The sequence below is a fragment of the Corallococcus silvisoli genome (genome assembly GCF_009909145.1).
Lineage (GTDB): Bacteria > Myxococcota > Myxococcia > Myxococcales > Myxococcaceae > Corallococcus > Corallococcus silvisoli.
In genome coordinates, this window is the sequence record NZ_JAAAPJ010000006.1 from 201,638 (window position 1) to 227,437 (window position 25,800).

The following is a 25,800-nucleotide window of genomic DNA, read 5'->3' on the forward strand; positions in this document are numbered from 1 at the left end:
GGGCTCGGGAATCCAGGGCAAACGACCTGGGGACGCCTGGATCAACCTGGAGGAGACAGCTCGCTGCGGAAGGGGAGCGGCTTGGCGGCCGGCGCCAGCGCCTCGGCCCCGCGCGCCTCCACCACCGGCGCCGTCCAGCCCAGGTTGCGCAGCGCCGCGCCCAGCCGCTCGCACAGGGAGCCCACGCTGTCCGGTGGAGCACCCGCCAGCTCCAGCGTGAAGCGCTCCAGGGACACCTGGGTCAGCCGGAACGCGCGCAGCGGGTGGTGCTTGAACACCCAGGCCAGTGACCACGCGTCCACCGCCCGTCCCGCCGGCGTGAGGAACGCGCAGGCCCCGCGCCCGCCGAAGCCCGTCAGCGTCCAGCCGTGGAAGCCACAGGCGCATGTGTCCCGCCGCACGGTGCCAGTGTCTCCCGGTCGGTAGCGCAAGAGGGGCAGCACGCTGGGGCGCAGCCGCGTCACCACCACTTCTGCTCCGTCCGGCTCCAGCCAGACATCCGGCGTGAGCACGTGGAAGCGGCCCCGGTTCGCGCCGTGCAGGCACTCCCACGCCAGCGGTCCCGTCTCCGTGGTGGCGTAGTAGTTGAGGACCGGCACGCCGCGCTCATGTGCCCACGCGTCGCGCAGCGCCTCGGGCAGGTGCTGCGCGGAGGTGAGCGCCAGCAGGGGGGAGGGCACCTCCGGATGGCCCAGCAGCCAGCGCAGGCCCTCCGGGTCGGAGAAGACAACCGAGGCCTTCACCCGCTGCAATCGCGCCACGGCGTCGTCGCGCAGCACGGAGACGCGGTGCAGGGCGCCGCCGTGGAACAGCGGCAGGCGCACGGAGTACTCCAGCCCGCCCGGCAGCGCGTCCAGCAGCACCACGCGGGGACGGGGCGGCGGCACCGTGCCGGTGCGCTCGGTGAAGAAGCGGAGCACGGCCCACATGAGCAGGCAGTCGCGCCGGTCGCGCAGCACGTTCACCGGGTCGCCCGTGGTGCCGGAGCTCTTCACCACCACGCACTCGTCGGACGCGCTGGGCAGCGTGGGCACGTCCTCCCAGTGGCGCGCGAGCGCCGCGCGGTCCAGGGCGGGAAAGTGCCGCAGGTCCTCCAGCCGCCGCAGGTCGCCCGGGTGCAGCCCCGACTCGCGCAGCACGCGCACGTAGTAGGGCGACCCCTTCAGCGCGTCGCGGAGGGCCGGCAGCCGCGCCTCCAGCGCCGCGCGGGCCCGGGCCTCGTCCTCCGTGGCCGCGCCGCGCATCAGCCCCGCGGCCACCTCCAGCGCCCACGGCAGGTGAGGCCACTGCGTGTGGCTGTCGCGGCGGATCCGCGCCCTGGGCGCGACCCCGAGCGTCACTCGCGCCAGCCCCGGGCCTCGGCGTCCTTGCGCTGGGCCTCCTGGAGCATCTTCTGGCGCCGGTCCGCCTCCTTCTTGCGCGCCTCCTCCACGTTGCGCAGGTCGGTGACGGCCTGCCGGTAGTCCAGGTCCTTGAGGCGCCGACGCGACTCGTGCTCGGTCTCGCCCTCGATGTCCGCGCCCAGGGTCGCGGCCCACTTGCGCAGGAACTCCTCCTGGCGGAAGGCGTTGGAGCGCACCATCTCCGCCGTCAGCGGGTGCACCTCCTCGAAGAACTGCTGGAGGCGCGCCAGCGGGGTGCGGTCCGGCGTGAGGTACAGCGCCGTCTTCTTGCGCAGGTCCGAGGCCACCAGCACGTGCGCGAGCATCCCCACCTGCTCCTGGAACAGCGGGTTCTTCACCCACTTCTCCAGCTGCTCCCACTCGGCATGCGAGGGGGGCCGCTGGCTGGCCAGGCGGAAGGTGTCGCAGATGATGGCCACCGCGAGGTCGTACGGGTACGGCGACACGATGGGCGTGGCCGCCAGCTGCTCACGAAGGTGTGGAATCGAGACCGCCATCATTTCTCCAGCAATGCATCGGCCAGCGCCGCGGCGGCACGGCCAAAGTCAGACATCCATTGCACTGTCGCGAGCCGGAACCTCGGGCTCGACAGCAGCGGCGCCAGGACCTGGCGCGCGGGGCCCTCGTCCGGCAGGGCGAGGAAGGCCACCACCCGGCGCGACTGGCTCATCGCGCGGGCCAGCCGCTTGAGCGAGTCCTTCTCGCGCATGTTCGCCAGGAAGTCGCTGTCGGAGATGATGACGCGCAGCGCGTCCGGCCGCTCGCTGGCCATCCGCTCCATCTCCTCCACCGGGAACCACGTCCCCCCGCCGATGTACTGCAGGAAGAAGTCGCGCGCCGTCTCCTCGTCGTACATCCAGGGAGACACGAGCGGGTCGCCGGCGGAGTACACGATGCCGCGCACCGTGGCGCCCTTGCGCAGCGCGGACGCGGCCAGCACCTGCGCGGCGAGCGTCATCGCGTTGAGCTCCTGCTCCGGCTTGGGCATGGAGCCGCTGGTGTCCAGGTAGAGCTCCAGCGCGGGCACGCCCAGGTCCGAGGGGGGCGGCAGGTCCGCCTCCAGCTCGCGGCGCAGGGGGGCCACGGCGGCCAGGGGGCCCTGTGCAATCACCGTGAGCGTCCAGTCGATGGTGGACGGGTCGTCGCCGTACTCCCACGCCTCCGGGAGCGTGCGCAGGTAGGGCTCCGGCTTGGAGGGCGAGGAGGGCAGCTTCAGGATGTACTGATCCACCAGCCGCCGGTAGTACCGCGCCACCAGGGCCCGCCGCAGCTTCCCGCCCCCGTTGCCGGGCAGGTGCTCCGTCGCGCGGCGGATGGAGTCGAGCGGATCCGCTTCCTTCGTGTCGTGCGATTCGTCCAGCCAGCCCTGCGCCCGCGCCTCGGCCAGCGCGTCCTCCCAGCGACCGCCGGACTGCACCGCCGCGTCCAGGTCGCCCTCGTCCGGGATGGAGACATCCCCGCCGAGCGGAATGAAGAAGCGCACGTCCGAGGGCACGTCGATGAAGCGGATGAACGCGGCGCAGAAGTAGAGGAATTGCAGGCGGGCGTCGGGCAGCGCGTAGAACGTCTGCACGAACATGCGCGCCTGCGCGCGGAAGCCGGGGTAGGCCTGCTCCAGCGGCTCCAGCTGGTTCCGAGGCACCAGGTCGCCGGGCTCCCTGCGCCACAGCTCTTCGTAGAGGGCCAGGTAGAAGCTGAAGAGTGGCGACGGGCCGCCCTTGTCCGCGGTCTTGTCCTTGCGCGTGTGGGGCGTGCGCAGGAAGCCCCGGTACACCTCGCAGAGGGCCTCCGCGTGGGTGCGCCCCACGAACTCGTTCACCTGGAGGTCGAAGAACAGGTTGGTGAGCGACTGGCCCAGCCCGGGAATCAGCCGCTGCTCCAGCACGCGCAGCTCCGCGTCCCACCCCAGCGTGTGCGGGAAGCGCACGTGGTGCCCGATTTCGTGCGCCAGCACCGCGGTGAGGCTGTCGCGCGCGCCCATGCGGACCAGCAGGTCGAAGTGGACGAACACCTGCCTGCGCGCGAGGTCGATGTACGCGAGCGGTTCATCCGCCGCGCCCTCGCCGGGATGGAAGGGCTGGTGCGGCTCCGGGGGGCTCAGCTCCACGTGCACGTCCCACAGCGCCAGCGCCTCGCGCCAGCACCGCTCCACCTCCTCCGGGGTGAAGGCCGCGCCCGGGCTCATGACGGCAGGACGACCGCCAGCCACTGGGACGTGTGCATCGTGGCCACCGCGCGCCACGCGTTGTGCTGGGTGCTGTACCAGTCCCCCGCGCGCGGGTCGCGCTGCGCCAGCGCGGTGAGCGCCTTGGAGGGCTTGCCCGTCGAGGGCTCCAGCCGCTCGTTGCAGCCCATGGCGCCCAGGAGCACGGGCTTCTTCACCAGCCACACGCCCTGGGTGGCCGCGTCGCGTCCGCCCGCGGCGGTGGCGCGGTGCCGGTCGTGCACGCACACCACGGCGGGCGCGAGGAAGTGCATCTCCCCGGGCATGAAGCGCGCGTCCTCCTGGGACAGGTCCACCCACTGCGTGATGGCCGTGTCGCCCAGCGGTTCGGCGGGGGGCTCCATCGCGGCGTTGGCGATGGTGTGCAGGTGGTCCTCCAGGTTCTCCAGCGAGGACAGGTTCGCGCCCAGCCGGCAGAACAGCCGCTGCACCCACGGGGGGGCGGACTCCAGGTTCTCGCTCAGGTTCCACATCCGCGCGAGCGCGGGCGCCTGGGCCGGCTGGGGGAGGGACGGCAGCAGGCGCGGCAGCAGGTCCGACCACGCGAGCGTGAAGAAGTTCTGGCGGCCCGCGGACGCGGGGTACAGGTAGCCCAGGCCGATGCCTTCCGCGCCCAGCCGCAGGTAGGCGCGGAGGACCTCCTCGCCCGTGGCGGCGTCCGGGCTGGAGGCCGCGAGCGCCTGGCCCATGCGGGCCACCGGGCCCTGGACGAACGCGCTCCACAGCGCGCGGTCCCAGCGCACGAAGCGGCCGCGCGCTTCCCTCTCCAGGTCTTCGACGAACGTGCTCATGGCTGCCCCTGACCGCCCGGGTTCTCCTTCAGCCACGTCGCGTAGTTGCGGTAGCGGCTGTAGAGGGATTTCAAGTGGATGAGGTCCTCGTACACCGGGCCGGACAGCTCCTGGCGGGTCATCAGGTCATTCATCAGCGCGGTGACGGCGGACAGGCGCTTCTCGGTGGTGCGCAGGTCCACGCCGGACAGGCCCAGGTCCAGCTCGGCGCGCAGCGCGGTGACCTTCTGGCGCACGGGCGCGTGCGTGCCGTAGCGGGCCATGGCCATGTCGAACATGTTGCGGATCCACGCCACGCGGTCCTGGAGCAGCATCTTGTGGCCCTTCACCTCGAAGAAGGGGCTGCGCGCGTTGGGGGTGAGCTTCTCGTGCAGCACCCAGGGGATGATCTGCCGGAAGTCCTCCAGCTCCACCACGCGGTGGCCGCGGAAGAACGCGAGCGCCTTCGCGAAGTGGAGGATGGTCTGGTAGGCGCGCACGCTGGTGCCGTTCTCCGTCTGCGTGCAGAGGTGCACCTTCTTGTCCAGCGGGCACTGCTCGTTGCACACGGCGGACACGGTCTGTCCGGCGAGCTTCAGCGTGTCCTTGTGCTTGAACTCGAAGCGCGGGGACGCCATGCGGCAGAAGTCCAGCTGGCCCAGGAAGAAGGCCACGCGCTCCAGGGCGCCCTTGGGCACCTCCACGGCGAGGATGGCGTTGTAGGCCTTCTCCAGCTCGCCGGGAGTGAAGACGATGTCCCTGGGGAGCAGCTCCTCCGGGGACTTGTCGGACTCGATGCGTTGCAGCAGCGTGTCCACGAAGCCGGAGTTGAAGGGCACGGCGCGGACGACGACGTCGAGCCGATCCTTGAGCGCTTCGATGACCTGGAACGTGCCGCCGCCCTGGTCGTCGTTGGCGGTGAGGAACCAGGACGAGCGGCCGGTGTAGACGTACTGGTCCATCATCTCCGCGTAGCCTTCGCCCAGCAGCGACAGCAGGGCGGACTGCGTCTTCGTGGGGATGCGGTTGTACTCGTCGATGATCTTCACGCGCTGGCCAATCCACTTGCGCCAGCTCACCTTCACGGCGGACAGGTCCTCCGCCTTGAGCATGTCCGACGGCAGGGGCGCGCCGAGCAGGTCCGCGATGGACAGCTGCGGGTGGCCGCGCTGGATGCCGCGGTGGACGTCCTCCCGGCCCATGCCGGACAGCAGCGCCATGAGGATGGCGGAGGTCGTCTTGCCGCGGCCCGGCCCGCCGACGAGCAGGGCGCGGCGGCAGGTGAAGAGGGTGAGCAGGGGGATGAGGACGAAGGAGCTGTAGCTCATGTCCTCCGGGAGGTGGACCTCGTCCCCGGCGGCGTTCTTCAGGGCGGCGGTGCCGCCGAACTCGATGTCGTAGTACGGGCAGATGACGGCGTTGTTGGTGATCCACCAGTACGCCTGCCGCATCTTGTCGTGGAGGCTGCCGCCGTCGCGCTCCGAGAGGTGGACGCTGAGGCCCTTGTCCGCCGACGCACGCCCGGTGAGCAGGCGCGACACCCAATCCTGGTTGGCCATGGAGGGCGGGAGTGTAGCCCCGGATGGTGACCAGGCCCAGGCCCTCATGCTACGCCACCCAGCGTGACCACGAAGCTTCGCATCGTTTGGGAAGGAGAGACCCCCGGGCTCACCGAGCACCGTGTCAGCCTCGCTGCGTTTGGCGAAGCGCTCTTGAGCTTGCTGCGAGCCGCCCGCAACATCGCCGCCATCCAGGTCGCCACCGCCGCGGGCTCGGATGTGGATGCCACACGGGCGACCAAGACCACCTACGTCGATCTCCAGATCAGCAACCTGCGGGAAGGTTCGGTCGACCTCGAACTCGAGACCGTGCCCATGCCGGTTCGCGGGGCGGACCCATCGCTGGCCGTGGACCCCGAGCGGGTCACTCGGGAGATTCTCGAGAGCATCCGTGATGAGAGCCAGGGCCGCCGGCGCAACCGGTGGGTGAACGAGTATCTGGACAAGCTCCCCAAGGGCTTGAAGCGACAGCGCTACGCCCTCGTGCGCGACGGCCAGGAAGAGCAGGTCTTCGAGTTCGAGCAGATGACGCTCGCGGAGGCGCCCGCGGTCTTGCCGCATCTGGAGATTGTTCGCGGCATCATCTGGGGACTCGATTTCGCCGTGTCGAACAAGCCGGCGATCCGGATCGCGCAGCTGGAGGGCGGGGTCATCACGGTGACCGCCACGGCGGAGCAGGTGGAGAAGGCCTCGCTTCTGCGAGAGGGCGACAAGGCCATCGCGGCGATGGTCGCCATGGGCCCCAAACCTCGCCTCATCTGGATTCGTCAGGAGGGCACCGATGCGCCGGGCCTGACCGCCGAGGCGCGGGATGCGCACGTCTTGCGCAGATGGAGTGAGCTGCTCCGGAGGCTTGCCCAGTGAGTGCCGAGCAGCAGCCGTACGACCGGTTCTGCAGCCTCACCCGGCTCCAGGCTCTGCATGCCATGGGCATCGCCGCGCATGGTGGAACGGTCGGAGTCCGGGACGCCTTGTGCCCTGGGGCTACGCTCGGGGCCGCGTGGTCCGCGGAGGAGTACAACGCGAGGCCGGGGGCGGTCCCCGGTCTGATGTTCGCGGTCTACCTGCTCTTCTATTTCGCGACGAAGCAGTGCTTCGTGGATGGGAACAAGCGGATCGCCTGGCTCGCCATGTCGGAGGTCCTGGCCGGAATGGGCCTGGAGGTCGATGCCTCGGATGACGAGGCGGAAGCGCTGGTGATGGCCATCGCCAGCAACAGGTTCAAGGACGTCGAGCCTGTGTTCCTCTGGGTCGTCGAGCACCTGAGCGAGCTCGCCGCTCCCTGACGTCAGAGCGTCACCAGCCCCATCCGCGCCGCGCGCACCACGGCCTCCGTGCGGCGCTGCACGCCCAGCTTCGCCAGCACCGCGTTGACGTGGAACTTGGCCGTGTGCTCGCTGATGTCCAGCCGGTCCGCGATGGCCTTGTTCGACAGGCCCTCCGCCAGCAACCCCAGCACCTCGCGCTCGCGCGGCGTCAGCGTGTCCGGCCCCGGCGCCCCAGAAGGCGCCGTGCTCCGGGGCGCCGCGCGCACCTGCGTCAGGCCCGGGTCGAACACCGCGAGCCCCCGGGACACCGCGTGCAGCGCTGCCACGAGCATCCCCGGCGACACGTCGCGGAACAGCAGGCCCCGCGCCCCCGCGCCCAGCGCCAGCTCCCCCGCCGCCTCGTCCGCCACCAGCGCCAACACCGGCGCACCCAGGTCCGGCGCCGCGCCCTCCACCAGCCGCAGCCCCGTGTCCCAGAGCACCACGTCCGGCGGTTCACCCCGCGCTGACTCCAGCTCCACCTGCGTGCCCGCCGCCGCCACCGTCCAGCCCTCCGCCTGGTCGCTCAGCGCCCGTGCGAGCGCACCCCGGGCCAGCGGGTCCTCCGAGACGAGCGCGAGCCGGGACGATGACGCGGGTGCATCCAACATGGGCCCCTCATCCCTAACCGCGCCCGCCGCGTTCGCCACCCCGCCCCACGCCGGAACCTCCTCACTTCCCTCCGAACCGCGTCCCTGTGAAGAATCGTGAAGTCCTTCCGGAGGGGGCCCCCATGACGATTCGGGCAACGCGGTGGTGGGTGATGACAGGGCTGCTCCTCGCGGGGAGCGTCCAGGCGGCGACACCCCCGGGCCCCTACGCGAAGCTGGGCGATGAAGTCGTCGGCCTGGTGCGCACGCGCTTCTTCGACGCGGCGAAGGGCACCGCCTGGGCCGACGCGCACCAGGGCTACGCCGCCGACGCGAAGGACGCGGAGGACTTCGCCCGGCGCACGAACGCGGCGCTCGCGGAGCTGAAGGCCTCGCACACGGCCTACTACCCGAAGCAGGCCCCCGGCCACGCGGAGGTGTCCGCCATCTTCCAGGCCTTCCTCCAGCAGAAGAAGGTCGAAGCCACCGGCATCGGCGTGGATGTGATGGAAACGCCGGAGGGCTTCTTCGTCCGCCACGTCTTCACGGACGGCCCCGGCGCCAGGGCGGGCCTGCTGCGCGGGGACCGGCTCGTCACCGTGGAGGGCCAGCCCTTCCATCCCTGGCATGCCTTCACGAACCGCGCCGGCAAGGCCACGCGCCTCACCGTGGAGCGCGTGAAGGGCGCCGCGCCCCTGTCCCTCACCGTCACGCCCCACCGGCTCGACCCGCGCCAGGAGTGGCTCGCGTACCAGAAGGCCAGCTCCCGCGTCGTCGAGCGCCAGGGCCACCGCGTCGCGTACCAGCACGTCTACGCGTGCACCGGCGAGCAGTTCCAGCAGCAGCTCGAGGAGTCGATGCAGGACACCTTCGCGAAGGCGGATGCGCTCGTCGTCGACTTCCGCGACGGCTGGGGCGGCTGCAATCCCGCCTTCGTCAACCTCTTCAACCCCCAGGTGCCCGCGCTCGTCAGCACCGGCCGCGACGGCCAGGCGCGCCCCTTCGCTCCGTCCTGGCGCAAGCCGGTGGTCCTCCTCGTCAATGGCAACTCGCGCAGCGGCAAGGAGCTGGTGGCCTCCTCGATGAAGCGCCACCAGCTGGCGACGCTCGTGGGCGAACGCACCGCGGGCGCCGTGCTGGGCGGCGGGCCCCAGAAGCTGTCCAACGGCGACCTGCTCTACCTCGCCGTCATGGACGTGAAGGTGGACGGCGAGCGGCTGGAGGGCGTGGGCGTCCCGGTGGACGTGGAGGTCCCGGACGCGCTGCCGTACGCGGCTGGCGTGGATCCGCGAAAGGAACGCGCGCTCGACGTGGCCGCGTCCCTGGTGAAGGACTGACGCGTCAGCGCGGCGTGACGCCGTGGCCCGGCGCGTCCGGGTCCAACGTCAGCCGCGCGCCCGCGTACTGTCCACCGCCCTGGAACGGGTGGCTCGCGATGAACAGCGGCGTGTCCAGGTCCGCGTAGGTGAAGCCGCCCAGCCCCGCCGCCAGGTGCGCGGACGCGCTCATCGCGAGCACGCTCTCCACCATCCCACCCACCATCAGCTCCAGCCCCGCCGCGCGGGCGAGGCTCCACATCGTCATCGCCTCCACCATCCCGCACTTCATCGTCTTGATGTTGATGCCGTGGCACGCGCCCTCGCGGATGAGCCGCAGCACGTCCTTCGCCGACCGCGCGGACTCATCCGCGCACACCGACACCTTCGAGCGCCGCGTCACCTCCGCGAGCCCCGCGAAGTCAGAGGCGGGCACCGGCTGCTCGAACAGCGCCAGCGGCACCTCCGCGCGCTCCAGCTCCTTGAGGAACGCCAGCGCCTCCGCCACGTCATAGCCCCCGTTCGCGTCCGCGAAGAGCCGCGCCTTCGGCGCCTCCTGATGGATGGCGACCAGCCGCGCCGCGTCCGCGTCCGGATCCAACGCCCCGACCTTCACCTTCAACGTGTCGATGCCCCGCCCCAGGATGGCTCGCGCGGAGGCCACCGCGTGCGCCACGTCCCCGGCCGTGACCGTCATGTCGATGTCCAACGCCGTCCCCGCCCCGCCGAAGAAGACGTGCAGGGGCACGCGGTGGTGCCGCGTGAGCGCGTCCAGCAGCGCCATCTCCACGCCACACCGCGCGGAGGGCGCCAGCGCGAGCCCATCCGCCAGCACCTCCGACGCCGGCCGCCACGCCCGCGCGTCGCGGCCCACCAGCACCCCGCGCACCGACTCCAGCGCGGCCAGCGTGCTGGCCTGCGTCTCCCCGCTCACCGCGGTGAAGGGCGCCGCCTCGCCCAGCCCCACCGTCCCGTCCGCGAGCGTGACGCGCACGAGCACGTTCTCCGCCGCGAGCTGCGCGCCGGTCGCGATGGCGAACGGCTCCGTCAGCGGCAGGTGCAGCGCTTCGAAGGCAACGTGCGTGATGAACGTGGGTCGCATGGACGGAGCTTTCATTCCTGGTTATCTGCAATTCAAGATAGTTTAGAAAACTACGAAGGCCCGGGCTGACTTGAGCCGCCGTGCGATTCGTGGCGACATGCGGTCCCCCGGGGGGTGGGCAGGGCCTGGGCCGTGCAGCAGAAGCCTGTCGGGGGCGCGGTTCTTCCATCCCCTTAGCGCCGGAGGAGGCGGATGTCCGCGACCGACACGACCGTGGCCCTTCCGCTTCCGGATGCGCTCCTCGCCGCGCTGGAGGAGGCCGAGCGGGAGCACCCGGAGGCGTGCATGGTGCTGCGCGCCGTGCGCTCCGTCAGCGGCGCCATCATCGACTTCGAGTGGCTGTGGGCGAACCCCGCCGCGTCGCGCGCGCTGGGCCACGCCCCGGAGTCGTTGCGCGGCCGGCGCGTGGGGGAGGTGTCCTCGTCGGTGGGGCTCGCGGGCCGCATCGATGTGCTTCGTCAGGTGGTGGAGTCCGGCCGGCCGCGCGCGGACAACTTCACCGAAGGCGCCGTGCAGCTGCAGGGCACCGCGGTGCCCCTGCGAGACGGGGTGTTGCTGCGCCTGCGCGACGTCACCAGCGCCCAGCGGATGGAGGAGGGGCTGCGCGACACGCTGGACTGGGTGCGCGACGTGCTGGAGAGCATGCCGGATGCCTTCTTCACCGTGGACACGGACTGGCGCCTCACCTACGTGAACCGCAACGCCGCCGCGCTCGTCGGTCGCACCCAGGAGGCCCTCTTCCGCCGGGTGCTCTGGGAGGCCTGCCCGGAGCTGTGCGGCACCCCGCTGGAGCGCGCGCTGCGCGAGGTGGCCACGGAGGAGAGCTTCCGGCTCGTCGAGCTGCGCACCGGCGAGGACCGCTGGCACGAGGTCCACGCCTGGTCCAGCGGCCGGAACATCTCCACCTACGCGCGCGACATCACGGACAAGAAGCGCGTCCAGGCGGAGCGGGACGGGCTGCTCGCGCGGGAGCGCTCCGGCCGGCTGGAGGCCGAGGCGCTCGCCCAGCGCCGCACGCACGAGCTCATGGCCGCCCGTGAGCGGCTGGTGCAGTCGGAGAAGCTGGCCATGGCGGGCCAGCTCGCCGCGGGCGTGGGGCACGAAATCAACAACCCGCTGTCCTATGTCACCGGCAACCTCCAGTTCGCGGTGGAGCAGCTCACGCCGCTCGCCCCGCGTCTGGGGGGCGGCACCGCGCTCCAGGACGCGCTGGGCGAGGCGCTGGAGGCCCTGCGCGAGGCGCGCGAGGGGGCCGAGCGCATCCGCGTCATCGTGCGCGACCTGCAGACCTTCGCCCGCGCGGATGAGCTGCGCCTGTCGCCGGTGGACGTGCACTCGGCGCTGGAGTTCGGCGTCTCCATGGCCATGACCCACCTGCGCAGCCGCGCCCAGGTGGAGCGCTGCTTCGGGCAGGTGCCGCACGCGCTGGCGCACGAGGCGCGCCTGGGTCAGGTGTTCCTCCACCTGCTCATCAACGCCGCGCACGCCATCCCCTCCGGCGACTTCGAGCGCCACCGGGTGACGCTCACCACCCGCCGCGAGGGCTCGTGGGTGCTGGTGGAGGTGTCCGACAGCGGCCTGGGCATGACGCCCGAGGTGCTCCAGCGCGCCTTCGAGCCGTTCTTCTCCACCCGGCCCGTGGGCGAGGGCAGCGGGCTGGGGCTGTCCATCTGCCTGGGGCTCGTGCGCAGCATGCATGGGGAGCTGACCGCCACCAGCATCCCCGGCATGGGCAGCACCTTCCAGGTGCGGCTGCCCGTCGCGGAGGCCGTGGTGCACCCGGGCGTCCCCGCGGTGCGCGCGCAGGAGGGGACTCAGCGCAAGCGCGTGCTGGTGGTGGATGACGAGCCGCAGCTCACCGCGGTGCTCCGCCGCATCCTCGGCCGGCAGCACGACGTGGTGGTGGCGCACAGCGGCCGCGAGGCCCTGACGCTGCTGGAGCAGGACGACGCCTTCGACCGCGTCTTCTGCGACCTGATGATGGCGGACCTCACCGGCATGGACGTGCACGCGGAGCTGTCTCGCCGGCGGCCGGAGCTGCTGTCGCGCTTCGTGTTCATGACGGGCGGCAGCTTCACGGAGCGCGCCCGCGCCTTCCTCCTGGCCGTGCCGCTGCCCCGCATCGAGAAGCCCTTCGAGCCGGGCCTCCTTCACTCGCTGGTGGAGTCCTCGCCGCCCCGCGCTGGAGCCCGGGGCGGCCAGGTCCTGTCCCCCGAGCCTAGAGCTTCACCTCGTCGCGGTCCGGACGGGTGATGTACGCGGCGCCGGGGTTCGCCGGGTCGGTGAGCTTCTGGATGAGCCGGTCCATGCCGTTGGAGCGCGAGAAGGCCATCTCGTTCTTCGTCACGCCCACCAGCGTGAGCAGCTCCACCTGCCCGCTGGGCAGGGTGAAGTGGCTGGGGCGCGTGGTGTCCTTCACGAACACGAAGCCCGCGAGCTTGGTGTCGCCGCCGGTGAGGGTGCCGTCCACCGGATAGCGGTGGCCCATGGCGAACAGCCGCGCGCACACGAGGTTGTAGGCCATCATGTCCAGCAGGCGCAGCACCGGCCAGCGCTCCTCCTCGGGCGTGTGGATGACCATTTCGTAGCCCAGGCCGCTCCGCGCGTCGTCCGGCAGCTCCTCGCCGGGCGTCACCGTGAAGGGGTTGGACAGGCCGCTCGTCACGTAGGTCCAGTACGGGTACTCCGCGCTGGGAGGCGACACGCGCACGCCCATGGGGAGCCAGTTCGGATCCAGCTCCTGGCCCTGGGCCAGCTCGCTCTCCAGCCACCCCTCCAGCACGCCCGTGCCCTCCAGGAGGTCCACGTCCTCGCGGATGGCGCCGAACAGCTTCGGGTATTCCACCTCATCGCGGTCAGCCCAGCAGTCTTCGTACCACTGGATGAAGTCTTCGTCGGTCTCCGGGACTTTCATGGGGGCGGACTCTAGAGGTTCACCCCGATTTCACAACTTCAACCGAGCGCGGACGTCTTCCGACCGGTGGGCTGGCGGACAGACGTTCAGGTGCCCGTGGACCCGGGGGCGGGGGGAGCCCAGGGCTTGAGGCCGCAGATGCGCTCCGCCTCCTCCACCGCGGGTGTCAGCCGCGCATGCTCCATGCGCAGGAAGCTCCGCACGGCCTTGTCCAGGCGCGGGTCGAAAATCAGGTGCGCGCTGTGCACGGCGGTGGGCTCGAAGCCCCGGGACACCTTGTGTTCACCGCCGGCGCCGGGCTCGAACACCTTGCGGCCCGCGCGGATGCAGTCGTCCACGGACTGATACAGGCAGACGTTGAAGTGCAGGAAGGGGTGCTCCTGCGTGCAGCCCCAGTAGCGGCCATAGAGCCGCTCCGGGGTGGCCAGGTTGAAGGCCCCCGCGATGACCTGCCCGTCCTTCACCGCCTCCACCATCTCCACCGCGTGGGGCAGGTCGCGGAAGACGCGCTCGAAGAAGCCGGGGGTGAGCTGCACCTGTCCCCAGGCGTGGCGCTCGCAGGTGGACGTGTAGAAGGTGTACGCGCGCTGGGCGTGCTCCGGGCCGAGCTCCGCGCCGCGCACGGTGCGCAGCTGGATGCCCTGGGTGGCCGCGGCGGCGCGCTCGCGCTTGAGCTGGTTGCGGCGCTTGGAGTCGAAGCGGGCCAGGTAGTCGTCGTAGCCCTGGTAGCCCGGGTTCTTCCAGTGGAACTGGAGGGTGATGCGGCGCGCGAGGCCGGCCTCCTCCAGGAAGTCCGCCTCTTCGTCCGTGGGGTAGAGCACGTGCACGCCGGAGCAGTCCGCCTCCTGGGCGCTCTGGACGGCGGCCTCCAGCAGCGCGCGGCGCAGGAGCCCGGCGTCTTCCCCCGGCGCGGTGAGGAAGCGCGGCACGGTGGCGGGGGACAGGGGGCCGCCCACGAGCAGCTTCGGGTAGTACTCCACGCCCAGCTGGGCGGCGGCGTTGGCCCAGCCGAAGTCGTAGATGTATTCGCCCATGCTGTGGAACTTGAGATAGGCGGGCGCGGCGGCGACGAGCTTCCGGCCCCGCCACAGCGTCAGGTGGTGGGGGGCCCAGCCGGTGTCCTCGGTGGCGCTGCCGCTCTCTTCCATGGCGGACAGCCACGCGTGGCGCACGAAGGGGGGCGCGCCGTCCGTGACCAGGGCATCCCATGAGGCGGCCGGGACGTCGCGGATGGCATCGAGAATGCGGACCTGGAGCGGGGTGTCGGCGGGCACGGGGGCAGTCTTAACGCGGGTCTGTCCGCTGCGCTCCCGTTCGCCCCGCCGGAGGGCGTCCGGACGGGGGAGGCCCCGGTCAGGAGGCCTTCTTGCGGGCCGGGGCCCGGGCGCGGGCGCCGAGCACCCGGGGCAGGTTGTCTTCAATCCAGGTGGTCAAGGACTCCACGTGGACGGCCACCTCCTGGCCCAGGGGCGTGAGGCTGTAGTCCACGTGCGGGGGAATCACGGGGTGCGCTTCGCGCAGCACGAAGCCGTCCTGCTCCAGGGCCTGGAGCGTCTGGGCGAGCATCTTCTCACTGACCCCGCCCACCTTGCGGCGCAGCTCGCTGAAGCGGTGGGTGCCCTCCTCGTGCAGCGCGACCAGCACCAGCACGCCCCATTGGCTGGTCACGTGCTCCAGCACGCCGCGCGAGGGGCACGCGGCCGCGTAGAGGTCCCCGCGCTTCTTCACCTTCTCCAGCAGTGGACTGCCCTTGCTTGCCTTCATGATTGACACTTACCATGAGGTGCGTACTTACGAAAAGTGAGTACCACCGTTACGGTAAGCCCCATTCGATTTCGCGCCAGGCGCGCGAAGGAAAGGGCGAAGCGATGATCGTCGTCACGGGAGCCACGGGGAAGCTGGGGCAGTTCGTCATCGAGGGCCTGCTGAAGAAGGTGCCGGCGAGCCAGGTGGCGGTGGTGGTGCGCAGTCCGGACAAGGCGAAGGCCTGGGCGGAGCGCGGGGTGGTGGTGCGGCGGGCGGACTACAGCGAGCCGGGGACGCTGGACGGGGTGTTCGCGGCGGGGGACACGGTGCTGCTCATCTCCGCCAACGAGGTGGGCAAGCGCTTCCCGCAGCACTCGGCGGTGATCTCCGCGGCGAAGAAGGCGGGCGTGAAGCTGCTGGCCTACACGAGCATCCTGTTCGCGGACAGGAGCGGCCTGTCGCTGGCGGGGGAGCACAAGGCCACGGAGGAGGCGATCCGCGCGTCGGGGCTCCCGTACGTGTTCCTGCGCAACGGCTGGTACGTGGAGAACTACACGGAGCACGTGGGGCCGGCGCTGGAGTACGGCGTCATCCAGGGCAGCGCGAAGGATGGCAGGGTGGCCACGGCGACCCGCGAGGAGTACGCGGACGCGGCGGTCGCGGTGCTGACGGGCACGGGCCATGAGAACCAGGTGTACGAGCTGGCAGGGGACACGGCCTTCACGCTGCCGGAGTACGCGGCGGAGCTGTCACGCCAGTCGGGCAAGGCGGTGGCGTACGTGGACCTGCCGGTGCCGGAGTTCGCCGCGGCGCTCCAGAAGGTGGGGGTGCCCAAGCCCTTCGCGGAGGTCCTGGCGGACGCGGATGGGGGGCTGGCGAAGGGCGAGCTGAACGACTCCAGCCGCACCTTGAGCCGCCTGATTGGCCGGCCCACCGCGCCGTTCTCCAGCGCCATCCGCGCGGCGCTGAAGCGGGGCTGAGAAACACGACGGGGGAGCGGTCCTGTCCGGACGGCTCCCCCACGTCACCGCATGGCTGGACGTGACGTCAGGCCGTCTGCGCTCCGGTGCTGCCCTGCCGGGAGACCTCGCGCGGCTCCGGGTACACGGCGCGCTGAGGCGTGGTGATGCGGATGACGCCCAGCTTCGACAGCACGCGCATCACCTGCCACGTGGGGTCGATTTCGAAGGCGCGCGCCGCGAAGTCCGGGCTGCTGCCGTACTTGTGGTGGTTGTTCTGGAACAGCTCCCCCATGCACAGCACGTCCACCGGCAGCGTGTTGCGCGACTGGTCGCCGCCCTTGAAGTTGCGGTAGCCGTACTTGTGCCCGCACCAGTTCACGATGGCGCCGTGCACCGGCCCCATCACGAAGTGCACCGGCAACAGCAGGAACTGCCAGGGCGACGTCGCGAACATCACGTAGAACGCCGTGTAGAGCGCCACCCACGTCAACGGCGCCCACCAGGACTGGCCCACCGTCTCGTCGATGAGCGTCCACTCCGGATACCCGCCCTCGAAGCGCGGCTCCGGCGCCGCGCGCCGATACACGTAGTCGGCGTAGCGCTTCTTGGTGTGCAGCATCATCCGCAGCACATCCTTGAAGTTGTGCGGCGAGTGCGGATCCTTGTCCGTGTCGGAGAAGGCGTGGTGCTCGCGGTGCAGGATGGCGTACGCACGCGGCGACAGGTACGACGAGCCCTGCACCAGATAGGTGAGCAGGTGCACCACCTTCTCCGTGCGCGGCCCCATGCTGTACATGCGGTGCGCCGCGTAGCGGTGCTGGAAGAAGCTCTGGAAGAAGACGCAGAGCAGCCAGTGGCTGATGAAGAAGATGAGGATGGCCATGATTCTCCCGTGCTGTCGGACCCAGGGCTAACACCGCGGCTGTCACGGCAATGTCAGCGCTCCCCACGATGGCGGCAGCACCCCCGTCCTCGCGGACGCCCGACACTGAGCGTCCCGGTTCCCACCCTGTCCGTTGGTGGATAAGGCCCGGTGCGGTCATCCATTCGCGCCCGTCCCCGACGTCGCACCTCGACGTTGCGGGCCGCCTCCAGGGAGGGCAGAAGTGCACGCGGCGCGTCACCCCGGGCCCCCAGGCCCCCCTGCACCAGGAGCCTCCACCGTGGATCGGGCAACCCTCGTCGGATTGGACAAGCGGCACGTCTGGCACCCCTACACCGCGATGGAGCAGTACGTCGCGCAGACCGACCCGCTGGTCATCGTCCGCGCGGAGGGCTCCTGGCTCCATGACGCCGACGGCCGGCGTTACCTGGACGCCAACGGCTCCTGGTGGGTGTCCACCCTGGGACACCGCCACCCGCGCCTGGTGCACGCGCTCACCGAGCAACTGGGCAGCCTGGCCCACGCCTCGCTCGCGGGCATCACCCACGGCCCGGCGGCCCTGCTGGGCGCGGAGCTGGCGGCGCTGGCCCCGGGCGCGGACCGGGCGGACGTGCCCGCGGACCAGAAGCTGTCGCGCCTCTTCTACTCGGACAACGGCAGCACCGCGGTGGAGGTGGCCATCAAGATGGCCGCGCAGTACTGGGCCCAGAACGGCCGCCCCCGCCGCACCCGCTTCATCACCCTGTCCGGCGCCTTCCACGGCGAGACGATTGGCGCCACCAGCGTGGGCGGCGTGCACGAGTTCCGAGACGTGTTCGGCCCGCTCCTCTTCGACGTGGTGCACGTGCCGTCCCCCGCCGAACCCGACGGCCACGCGCGCGCGCTGGAGCAGCTGAAGGCGGCGCTCGCGGCGGATCCGGATGGCATCGCCGGCGTCATCCTGGAGCCCGTGCTCCAGGGCGCGGTGGGCATGTGGATGTCGTCGCCGGACTTCGTGCGCGAGGTGCGCGCGGCCACCCGCGCCGTGGACACCTTCCTCATCGCCGACGAGGTCTTCACCGGCATGGGCCGCACCGGCGCGCGCTTCGCGGTGGACCTGGCCGACGTGGTGCCGGACCTGCTGTGCCTGGCCAAGGCGCTGAGCGGGGGCATGTTGCCCTTCGCCGTCACGCTCGCGTCGGAGCGCATCTTCTCCGGCTTCCTGGGGGCGAAGGACCGGGCGCTGTATTACGGGCACTCGTACTGCGGCAATCCGCTGGGCGCGGCGGTGGCGCGTGAGGTGCTGGCCGTGTACCGCGACGAGGACGTCATCGGGCAGGTCCAGCGCAAGGCCCCGCGCGTGAAGGCCGCCTTCGAACGGATGGCCGCCACGCTCCCAGGGCTGGTGCGCCCGCGCGCGGTGGGCATGGTGGGCGCGGTGGACCTGGGCGGCGGGGGTTACTTCGCCAACAGCGGCTGGCGCGTGTACGAGGCCGGCCGCCGCCGCGGCCTGTACCTGCGCCCGCTGGGCGACACCGTCTACATCGCCCCCGCGCTGAACATCCCGGACGCGGACCTGGACGTGCTGCTCGCGGGCGTGGAGGACAGCCTGCGCGAAGTGACCTCGGGCTGACGGACGCCGCGCGGTCCCCTCGCCGGGAGCGCGTGCGCTCGAGCGGCCAGGGCCGGAAGCGAGGGAGGGGCGGAGCGCCGCGCCCGCTCCCGTCGTTCAGCGCGCGTGCCCGGAGGCCCCCTCTCGCCGCCCCGGCCCGTGATGCCTGCGCGCGGCCCGCACCATGCGCACCCGTTGCCTGAGGTGCCATGGCTCCACCGGCGCCATGGCGGAAGGGAACCCCATGGCTCTTGAAACCCACCGCGCGCGGTCGCGGACCGGCACGGGTCCACCGCGCGGACCGACCCCCGACAGCGTGGAAGCACTCCGGGCCCGCCTGCGCGGCCCGCTCATCCTCCCGGAGGACGCGGACTACGCGGAGGCGTGCCAGCTCTACAACGCGATGATCCACAAGCACCCGGCCATGGTGGCCCGGTGCGCCGACGTGGCGGACGTCATCTCCGCGGTGACCCTGGCTCGCGAGCAGGGGCTCGCCCTGGCCGTGCGCGGCGGGGGCCACAATGGCGGCGGCCTGGGGCTGTGTGATGACGGGCTGGTCGTCGACCTGTCGCGCCTGCGCGGCGTGCGGGTGGACCCCGAGGCCCGCACGGTGCGGGTCGCGGGAGGCGCCGTCTGGGGGGACGTGGACCACGCGACGCATGCCTTCGGGCTCGCCGTGCCCTCGGGCATCATCTCCACCACGGGCGTGGGCGGACTCACGCTGGGCGGCGGCATGGGCTACCTCACGCGCCGCTTCGGCCTCACCATCGACAACCTGCTCGCCGTGGACATGGTGCTCGCGGATGGCCGCTTCGTCACCGCGAGCGCCGACAAGCATCCGGACCTGTTCTGGGCGGTGCGCGGCGGGGGCGGCAACTTCGGCGTCGTGACGTCATTCCTCTTCCGGGCCCAGCCAGTGGACTCCGTCATCGGTGGTTTCACGCTCTGGCCGCTGGACCGCGCGGCGGAGGTGCTGCGCTGGTACCGCGACTTCCTCCCCGCCGCCCCCGAGGACCTCAACGGCTTCTTCGCCTTCCTCACGGTGCCGCCCGTCGCCCCGTATCCAGAGGCGCTGCACCTGAAGAAGATGTGCGGCGTGGTGTGGTGCTACACCGGCGACCCCGCGCGGGCGGAGGCGCTGTTCGCGCCCGTGCTGGCGCTCAAGCCCGCGGCGCACGGCGTGCAACCGATGCCCTTCCCCCTCTTACAGGCGGCCTTCGACGCGCTCTACTCGCCCGGCTTGCAGTGGTACTGGCGCGCGGACTTCGTGCGCGAGCTGGGCGACGCGGCCATCGCGCGGCACGTGGAGTTCGCGGAGCGCCTGCCGACGATGCACTCGACGATGCACCTCTACCCCATCGACGGGGCGGTGCACCGGGTGGGGCCGCGGGACACGGCCTTCCGCTACCGCGACGCGCGCTGGTCCGAGGTCATCGTCGGCGTGGACCCCTCGCCGGAGCGGGTGGCGGACATCACCTCCTGGACGAAGGCCTACTGGGACGCGCTGCACCCCTACTCCGCGGGCGGCGCCTACGTGAACTTCATGATGGACGAGGGCCAGGAGCGGGTGCGGGCCACCTACGGCGAGAACTTCGCGCGGCTGGTGGAGGTGAAGAACCGCTACGACCCCACCAACCTCTTCCACGTGAACCAGAACATCCCGCCGGCCCCCCCTCGCGCCACGCATTGAGCGCGCCCAGGGGGCCGCGGAGTCAGCCGGTGGATACCGGAATCACGTGGGCGGTGAGGACCGCGACGTCCGGTCTCCGGTGGAGGCGCGAGCGTGATGGCGTTCGCGGTAGTGCCGCACGGCGAGGGCGACCAGCAGCGCGGCCACGCCCGCCAGCGCGAGGAAGTGCTCCACCCGTCCCACGCCCCTGGCCACGCGGTCCACGCTCGCGGAGCCCAGGTAGCCCAGCATCACCACGGTGGGGGAGCTCAGGCACAGCGCCAGGCCGTCCCACATGAGGAAGCGGCGCAGGGGCATGCCCTCCGCGGCGGCCATGGCGAACACCGGCACGCGCAGCACGGACATGAAGCGTCCCACGAAGACGACGCGCGAGCCGTGCTTCGCGTACAGGCCCTGGATGCGCTCGCGGCGCTCGGCCGGGAACAGGCGGCGGGTGCGCGGGTGCGTGTACAGCGCCTGCCCCAGCCTGCGCGCCGTGAGGAAGAGCACGGTGTCCCCGCACAGCACGCCCCCGAAGCACAGCGCCAGGGCGACGGCCAGCGGCATCACCTCCCGGTGCGCGAGCACGCCCGCGGCCAGCTGCACCAGGTCCTCTGGGAACGGCAGGCCCAGGCCGCCCGCCACCAAGAGGAGGAAGAGCAGCGGGCCGGAGCCGTGCGTGAGCAGGAGCTGGAGGGGTGAGGTGCTCATCAGGGCTCGGGGAGGACCGCTTTGCCGCGGCGCTCGGTGCGGAAGAGGAGGACTTCCCGGACGATGATTTGAAGGGTGGCCGCCACGGGCACCGCCACCACCGCGCCCACGATGCCCGCCAGCTCCACGCAGAAGAGCACCGCCAGCAGCGTGACCAGCGGGTTGACGTGCACGGTGCGCTTGAACACGAGCGGCGCCAACACGTTGCCCTCCAGCTGCCCGTAGAGGACGAAGTAGATGAACACCGCCAGGGCCTTCCACAGGCCGCCGGTGGCCAGCGTGAGCAGCGTGATGATGCCGCCCGCGATGATGGGGCCCGCGTAGGGCACCAGGCTGGAGAAGCCGCTGGCCACGCCCAGCGGCAGGTAGAAGGGCATGCCCACCACGGCGAGCATCGTGGTGGTCAGCGTGGCGTTGATGGCGCAGATGAGGGTGATGCCGGCCAGGTAGCCCCCCGTCGCGCCGTACACGTTGCGCAGCACGCGCACGTACCGCAGCCGGTGGTCGGGCCGGGCCAGCTCCAGCAGGTGCTTGAGCACGCCGCCGCCGAACACCAGCATGAACACCACCAGGAAGAAGACGGTGAGGGTGCCGCCCAGCAGGCCCACCACGCCGCCAATGGCGCTCATGATCAACGCGGGCAGGGGCCCGGCGAGCGCGGGCGTGGCCTCCTCCAGCTTCTCGCTCCAGCCCAGGCTGTGCAGCCGCTGGTTGAGCGCGTGCAGGACGCCGGTGCCGCGCACCTGCTTCCACAGCTGCGGCCACTGGGACACCAGCGCGTCCACCTGGGTCACCAGGTCCGGAATCACCAGCAGGCCCAGCGCGCAGATGGCGATGAACAGCGCGAACAGCACCAGGGCGATGGCCAGCCACCGCTGGAGGCCGCGCTTCTCCAGCCGCGACACGCCGTGCTCCAGCGACAGGGCGAGGAGCGCGGCGATGCCCGTGAGCGTCAGGGCCACGCGCGTCTTGATGACGAGCAGCACCAGGACCATCACCCCCAGGACGGCGAAGCACACCGTGAACACCGTGCGGGGAGAGACCTGGGACTTCGGCTGCGGTCGGGCTTCGGGTCCAGACACCAGGAGGGCTCCCAAGGGAGGGCCACCGGCGTCGGGCCCCATCCCCTGCGGATGCGTCTTCCCGCGCCCGACGGCAACCACCGTCGTCCTCCAAATGTGCGCGCCGGGCCCGGCCCCGGCCCAACCGTCTGGCGGGCGACACCCGGCGTGGCCCCGGGCCGTCCACCGCAGGCAATCACCGGGCGCGTGGTTCGTCCTCCGAAAGGCGGGAAATGACCGGCGGGGCCGCTGGCCTGTCCGTCCCCCGGAGCCCGGGTGCTCGTCCGCCACGCGACGGCGCCGCGGCCGGGCGTCCGGCACCTGACGCGCCGGGACGTCCTGGAAAAAAGGGACGGCATGCTTTGCCGGTCCCGGGCGTCAGACCGGGATGGGAACCTTCATGGGAAGGCGACCTTGGCGAGTCGGGAGAGGACACCATGAAGAAGATGGGTGAGCAGGAGCTGGATGGGATGCGACAGGAGGCTCGCGAGACGGAGGCCCGCTGGCGCGGGCTGGCGGCGAAGCTGGCGGAGCTGGGCGGGGAGGAGATGGACGCGCAGCTGCTGGTGACGTTCCGGGTCGCGCGGGACGCGGGGACGGTGCCGCCGGACGCGGGATTTTTCCTGGTGGCGCACATCCTGACGGCGATGGCGGATGAGGCCATCGCGGAGGATCCGCGCGTGCGGATGCGGGCCGCGGAGCTGGCCGCGATGGAGCGCGAGTACGGCCTCACGGGCGAGGGCTGGCCGGAGGGAGACATTCCCCCGGAGGACTGGGAGGCGCTCTGCGTGGAGTACGAGCGGGCGTGTGACGAGGCGCGCGCCGCGTTCTTCCGCGCGTACGGCGAGGAGGAGATGGCGCGGCTGTACCAGGACCAGCGCGTCACGTTCCACCACCGCTTCGAGAGCGGGCGGCGCTTCTTCCACGGCCTGCCCATGTTGCCTGGACACATGCACTGACGCCGGGCGCGGGTTCCGCCCGCGAGGGTCCGCTAGACTCCGCCGCCGCGGTCCACCTGGAGGCGGTCGATGCGAGCGGGAAGCCTGGGCTGGGTGTTGGGCTTGGGGGTGTGGGGCGCGCTGGCGTCCGCGGCGGTGCCGGTGTCGGCGCGGCCGGACGTGGGCGCGACGTACGACGCGCTTCAGCGCGCGGTGCGCATCAAGCAGGTGGCGCTGTCGCCGGAGGGCGCGCGCGTGGCCTGGGTGGAGTGGGTGCCGGGGACCGCCGAGTCCACGCGGCTCCAGGTGCGGGAGCTGGCGCACCCGGAGCGGGCCCCGGTGCGCATCACCGCGTCGAAGGACGGCGCGCCGTGCGCGGAAGGGTCGCTGGCGTGGAGTCCGGACGGCCGGAGGCTCGCGTTCCTGTCCACGGCGGGGGAGGGCACGGCGCGGCAGCTCTACGTGGCGGACGCGTCGGGGGAGGGCGGGCCCGCGCGGCGGCTCACGACGCTGAAGGGCGTGCTGGCCACGCCGAAGTGGTCTCCGGACGGGACGTCGGTGGGGGTGCTCGCCATCGAGGGCGCGGAGGACGCGCAGGGCCCGCTGGGGCCGGCGGCGCGGGAGACGGGCGTGGTGCAGGAGTCCTCGCCGGTGAAGCGCTTCGCGGTGGTGTCGGTGGAGGACGCGCGGCTGCGCCTGGTGTCGCCCGCGGGCCTGTTCATCTACGAGTACGCGTGGAGTCCGGACGGGGCCCGGGTGGCGGTGACGGCCGCGCCGCCGCCGGGGGACGCGAACTGGTGGGACGCGCGGGTGTACGCGGTGGAGGCGGCGACGGGGGAGACGTCGCTGCTGCACGCGCCCACGTGGCAGGTGGCGGAGCCCGCGTGGAGTCCGGACGGGAAGCAGCTCGCGTTCATCGAAGGGCTGATGAGCGATGAGGGCAGCACGGGCGGGGACGTGCTCGTGGTGTCGGTGCCGGAGCGGCTGGCGGCGAAGCTGCGGCCCGGGGAGAAGGCGGAGTTTCCCGCGAAGGTGCCGCCCGCGCGCAACCTGACGGAGGGCTTGAAGGCGACGGCCACGGACCTCTTCTGGTCCACGCCGGAGCGGCTGGTGTTCGCGGCGCAGGCGCAGGGCGAGGCCGCGTTGATGGCGGCGCCGCCGAGGGGCGGGGCCGTGGAGACGCTGTGGAGGGGGCCGGAGCACGTGGCGGTGTCGCTGGGCCGCGACGGCGTGACGAGCGCGGTGGTGCGCGACGCCGTCAACCGGGCGCCCGAGGTGTGGACGGGACCCTTGGGGGCGTGGAAGCAGGTGACGCGCCTCAACGTGGACGTGACCGTGCCGGTGGGGGAGGTGCGCAGCGTGACGTGGACGAGCGACGGGCAGCCGGTGCAGGGCTGGTTGGTGTTGCCGGTGCCGGAGCTGTCGGGCCGCAAGGCGCCCATGGTGACGGTGGTGCATGGCGGGCCCGCGGCCGGGGTGCTGTCGACGTTCAGCCCGCAGACGGCGCTGCTGGTGGCGCGGGGCTACGCGGTGTTCATGCCCAACCCGCGCGGCAGCTACGGTCAGGGTGAGGCGTTCGTGCAGGCGAACCGCCGCGACTTCGGCTACGGCGACTTCCGCGACGTGCTGGCGGGGGTGGACGCGGTGCTGGCGTCGGCGCCGGTGGATCCCGCGCGGCAGGGCATCATGGGGTGGAGCTACGGTGGCTTCCTGACCATGTGGGCGGTGACGCGCACCCAGCGCTTCCAGGCGGCGGTGGCGGGCGCGGGCATCGCGAACTGGCAGAGCTACTACGGCACGAACCACATCGACACGTGGATGCTGCCGTACTTCGGCGCGTCGGTGTACGACGAGCCGGAGGTGTATACGCGCTCGTCGCCCATCAACGGGGTGAAGCAGGTGCGCACGCCCACGCTGGTGTTGCACGGCGAGCGCGACGTGGAGGTGCCCGCGTCGCAGGGCTACGAATTCCACAGGGCGTTGAAGACGCTGGGGGTGAAGACCCAGCTGGTCATCTACGCGGACGAGGGTCACGGCCTGCGCAAGCCCGAGCACCAGAAGGACCGGCTCTTGCGCACGCTGGACTGGTTCGACGCGAACCTGCCGGCCGCCGCCGTGGCGCCGGGGCCGAAGGTGCGGCCGTCCGCGCGTTAGTCAGGGGCCGGTGGGGACGCCGGGTTCGGGTGGGGCCACGAGCGAGGTGATGACGTGGTCGCGCCACCGGCCGTTGATGAGGAGGAAGTCGCGGGCGTAGCCCTCGGGGATGAAGCCCAGGCGGCGGAGCACGGCGGCGCTGCGGAGGTTCTCCGGCAGGTGGTTGGCCTGGAGCCGGTGCAGGCCCAGGGCGCTGAAGGCGAAGGCGCAGAAGGCGCGAAGGGCCTCGGTCATCAGGCCCTGGCCTTCGTGGCGGTGATCCAGGCCATAGCCCAGGTCCGCGGCCTGGAGGGGGCCCCGGCGGATGTGGGCGAGCGTGGCGTTGCCGATGACGGGCGCGAGCGCGAGGGGCTTGCTCCGGGGGAGGAGGAACACGCGCAGGGACAGGTCATGGCGGAAGTCCTCGCGGTCCTGGGCCAGGCGTGTGCGCCAGTAGTCGGTGGAGAAGAAGGTCGCCGGGCGTGCCGGGGACACCGGCCCCAGGTGGTCCTTGTTGGCCACGTGGTACGCCAGCACCCGCTCCGCCGAGTCCGGGGACAGGAGCATCAGGTGCAGGCGCTCGGTGGTGAGCAGGACGGGGGACTTGTCGATCATGGCGGCGTCGGACTTCAGCTCACTTCAAGGCTGGCGGCGAGGAATGATCCACGCCGCCATGCATGACCGCGGCTCCGTGGAGCCGCTTGAAGGGTCCCGGCAAGGTGGCGGAGCGGGGGGAGGACCTCGGCGAAGCCACTCGCGCGGCGACGAGGAAGCCGACGCGGCGGCCGCATCCGGACACGGGCACCTCCAGCGGGCTGGTCCACGCAGGCGATCCTTCCAAGGCGCTCACGAAAGACGCGAACGGGGCTCGTCGCGCACCCTGCCGCGACGAGCCCCAATCGCTACCGCCACTTCACGCCG

Annotated in this window: 23 protein-coding genes; 9 read left to right on the forward strand and 14 right to left on the reverse strand. The window is 71.7% G+C overall.

What is annotated here, in order from left to right:
- Positions 1-41: 41 nt before the first annotated feature.
- From GTY96_RS12465 to GTY96_RS12485, 5 genes are read right to left on the reverse strand one after another with little or no spacing between them, the layout of a single operon-like run.
- A complete protein-coding gene (locus GTY96_RS12465; protein WP_143906312.1) occupies positions 42-1,340 on the reverse strand; it encodes an AMP-binding protein in 1,299 nt (432 codons plus the stop codon).
- Positions 1,337-1,900, reverse strand: coding sequence for a hypothetical protein (locus GTY96_RS12470; protein ID WP_143906310.1), 564 nt, complete (start codon positions 1,898-1,900; stop codon positions 1,337-1,339). Before GTY96_RS12470 ends, GTY96_RS12465 begins: the two co-directional genes overlap by 4 nt.
- Positions 1,900-3,588 (reverse strand): M48 family metalloprotease, encoded by a 1,689-nt coding sequence (locus tag GTY96_RS12475; protein WP_161664831.1) that lies wholly within the window; start codon positions 3,586-3,588, stop codon positions 1,900-1,902. Before GTY96_RS12475 ends, GTY96_RS12470 begins: the two co-directional genes overlap by 1 nt.
- A complete protein-coding gene (locus tag GTY96_RS12480) occupies positions 3,585-4,418 on the reverse strand; it encodes a hypothetical protein (RefSeq protein ID WP_186002097.1) in 834 nt (277 codons plus the stop codon). The genes GTY96_RS12475 and GTY96_RS12480 overlap by 4 nt, the downstream gene beginning before the upstream one ends.
- Positions 4,415-5,956 (reverse strand): MoxR family ATPase, encoded by a 1,542-nt coding sequence (locus GTY96_RS12485; RefSeq protein WP_161664832.1) that lies wholly within the window; start codon positions 5,954-5,956, stop codon positions 4,415-4,417. Before GTY96_RS12485 ends, GTY96_RS12480 begins: the two co-directional genes overlap by 4 nt.
- A gap of 63 nt (positions 5,957-6,019) precedes the next feature.
- Here GTY96_RS12485 and GTY96_RS12490 point away from each other — a divergent pair, with 63 nt between their 5' ends.
- Positions 6,020-6,820 carry a hypothetical protein gene (locus GTY96_RS12490; protein ID WP_143906302.1) on the forward strand — a complete coding sequence of 267 codons (801 nt, stop codon included), beginning with the start codon at positions 6,020-6,022 and terminating at the stop codon, positions 6,818-6,820.
- Positions 6,817-7,242, forward strand: coding sequence for a type II toxin-antitoxin system death-on-curing family toxin (locus tag GTY96_RS37585; protein WP_143906300.1), 426 nt, complete (start codon positions 6,817-6,819; stop codon positions 7,240-7,242). The genes GTY96_RS12490 and GTY96_RS37585 overlap by 4 nt, the downstream gene beginning before the upstream one ends.
- A gap of 2 nt (positions 7,243-7,244) precedes the next feature.
- Here GTY96_RS37585 and GTY96_RS12500 read toward each other — a convergent pair whose 3' ends face one another.
- Positions 7,245-7,874, reverse strand: a complete 630-nt coding sequence (locus GTY96_RS12500; protein ID WP_143906298.1) for a LuxR C-terminal-related transcriptional regulator — start codon at positions 7,872-7,874, stop codon at positions 7,245-7,247.
- Between the two features lie 122 nt (positions 7,875-7,996).
- Here GTY96_RS12500 and GTY96_RS12505 point away from each other — a divergent pair, with 122 nt between their 5' ends.
- On the forward strand, positions 7,997-9,190 hold the full coding sequence (locus GTY96_RS12505) for a S41 family peptidase (RefSeq protein WP_161664833.1): 1,194 nt from the start codon (positions 7,997-7,999) through the stop codon (positions 9,188-9,190).
- Between the two features lie 4 nt (positions 9,191-9,194).
- Here the strand turns inward: GTY96_RS12505 and GTY96_RS12510 are convergent, their stop codons facing one another.
- Complete coding sequence (locus GTY96_RS12510) at positions 9,195-10,271, reverse strand: dipeptide epimerase (RefSeq protein WP_161664834.1); 1,077 nt, start codon at positions 10,269-10,271, stop codon at positions 9,195-9,197.
- A gap of 192 nt (positions 10,272-10,463) precedes the next feature.
- Between GTY96_RS12510 and GTY96_RS12515 the strand changes: the two genes are divergently transcribed.
- Positions 10,464-12,524 (forward strand): ATP-binding protein, encoded by a 2,061-nt coding sequence (locus GTY96_RS12515; protein WP_235685564.1) that lies wholly within the window; start codon positions 10,464-10,466, stop codon positions 12,522-12,524.
- Here the strand turns inward: GTY96_RS12515 and GTY96_RS12520 are convergent.
- The 3 genes from GTY96_RS12520 to GTY96_RS12530 form a co-directional block, all read right to left on the reverse strand.
- Positions 12,490-13,185, reverse strand: coding sequence for a suppressor of fused domain protein (locus tag GTY96_RS12520; RefSeq protein WP_143906292.1), 696 nt, complete (start codon positions 13,183-13,185; stop codon positions 12,490-12,492). The genes GTY96_RS12515 and GTY96_RS12520 overlap by 35 nt on opposite strands.
- An 86-nt stretch (positions 13,186-13,271) precedes the next feature.
- Positions 13,272-14,459, reverse strand: a complete 1,188-nt coding sequence (locus GTY96_RS12525; RefSeq protein ID WP_143906290.1) for a GNAT family N-acetyltransferase — start codon at positions 14,457-14,459, stop codon at positions 13,272-13,274.
- Positions 14,460-14,538: 79 nt separating this feature from the next.
- Positions 14,539-14,949, reverse strand: a complete 411-nt coding sequence (locus GTY96_RS12530; RefSeq protein ID WP_161664835.1) for a winged helix-turn-helix transcriptional regulator — start codon at positions 14,947-14,949, stop codon at positions 14,539-14,541.
- A gap of 104 nt (positions 14,950-15,053) precedes the next feature.
- Here GTY96_RS12530 and GTY96_RS12535 point away from each other — a divergent pair, with 104 nt between their 5' ends.
- Positions 15,054-15,911 (forward strand): SDR family oxidoreductase, encoded by an 858-nt coding sequence (locus GTY96_RS12535; protein ID WP_161664836.1) that lies wholly within the window; start codon positions 15,054-15,056, stop codon positions 15,909-15,911.
- 67 nt (positions 15,912-15,978) lie between these two features.
- On the opposite strand, the gene GTY96_RS12540 is transcribed toward GTY96_RS12535, so the two are convergent.
- Positions 15,979-16,776 (reverse strand): acyl-CoA desaturase, encoded by a 798-nt coding sequence (locus tag GTY96_RS12540; protein WP_143906284.1) that lies wholly within the window; start codon positions 16,774-16,776, stop codon positions 15,979-15,981.
- A gap of 280 nt (positions 16,777-17,056) precedes the next feature.
- On the opposite strand from GTY96_RS12540, the gene bioA reads away from it, so the two are divergent.
- On the forward strand, positions 17,057-18,388 hold the full coding sequence (bioA, locus tag GTY96_RS12545; RefSeq protein WP_161664837.1) for an adenosylmethionine--8-amino-7-oxononanoate transaminase: 1,332 nt from the start codon (positions 17,057-17,059) through the stop codon (positions 18,386-18,388).
- Between the two features lie 223 nt (positions 18,389-18,611).
- Positions 18,612-20,057 carry an FAD-binding oxidoreductase gene (locus GTY96_RS12550; RefSeq protein WP_143906280.1) on the forward strand — a complete coding sequence of 482 codons (1,446 nt, stop codon included), beginning with the start codon at positions 18,612-18,614 and terminating at the stop codon, positions 20,055-20,057.
- A 42-nt stretch (positions 20,058-20,099) separates the two neighbouring features.
- On the opposite strand, the gene GTY96_RS12555 is transcribed toward GTY96_RS12550, so the two are convergent.
- Together GTY96_RS12555 and GTY96_RS12560 are read right to left on the reverse strand one after the other, a co-directional pair.
- Positions 20,100-20,747, reverse strand: coding sequence for a DedA family protein (locus GTY96_RS12555; RefSeq protein ID WP_143906278.1), 648 nt, complete (start codon positions 20,745-20,747; stop codon positions 20,100-20,102).
- Positions 20,747-21,829 carry an AI-2E family transporter gene (locus GTY96_RS12560; RefSeq protein ID WP_161664838.1) on the reverse strand — a complete coding sequence of 361 codons (1,083 nt, stop codon included), beginning with the start codon at positions 21,827-21,829 and terminating at the stop codon, positions 20,747-20,749. Before GTY96_RS12560 ends, GTY96_RS12555 begins: the two co-directional genes overlap by 1 nt.
- A 416-nt stretch (positions 21,830-22,245) precedes the next feature.
- Between GTY96_RS12560 and GTY96_RS12565 the strand changes: the two genes are divergently transcribed.
- Positions 22,246-22,767: a hypothetical protein gene (locus GTY96_RS12565; RefSeq protein WP_143906274.1), complete on the forward strand. Its 522-nt coding sequence runs from the start codon at positions 22,246-22,248 to the stop codon at positions 22,765-22,767.
- Positions 22,768-22,836: 69 nt separating this feature from the next.
- Entirely contained in the window at positions 22,837-24,900 is a 2,064-nt protein-coding gene (locus GTY96_RS12570; RefSeq protein WP_161664839.1) for a S9 family peptidase, read from the forward strand.
- Here GTY96_RS12570 and GTY96_RS12575 read toward each other — a convergent pair whose 3' ends face one another.
- Positions 24,901-25,494 (reverse strand): GNAT family N-acetyltransferase, encoded by a 594-nt coding sequence (locus tag GTY96_RS12575; RefSeq protein WP_143906270.1) that lies wholly within the window; start codon positions 25,492-25,494, stop codon positions 24,901-24,903.
- Positions 25,495-25,800 lie beyond the last annotated feature (306 nt).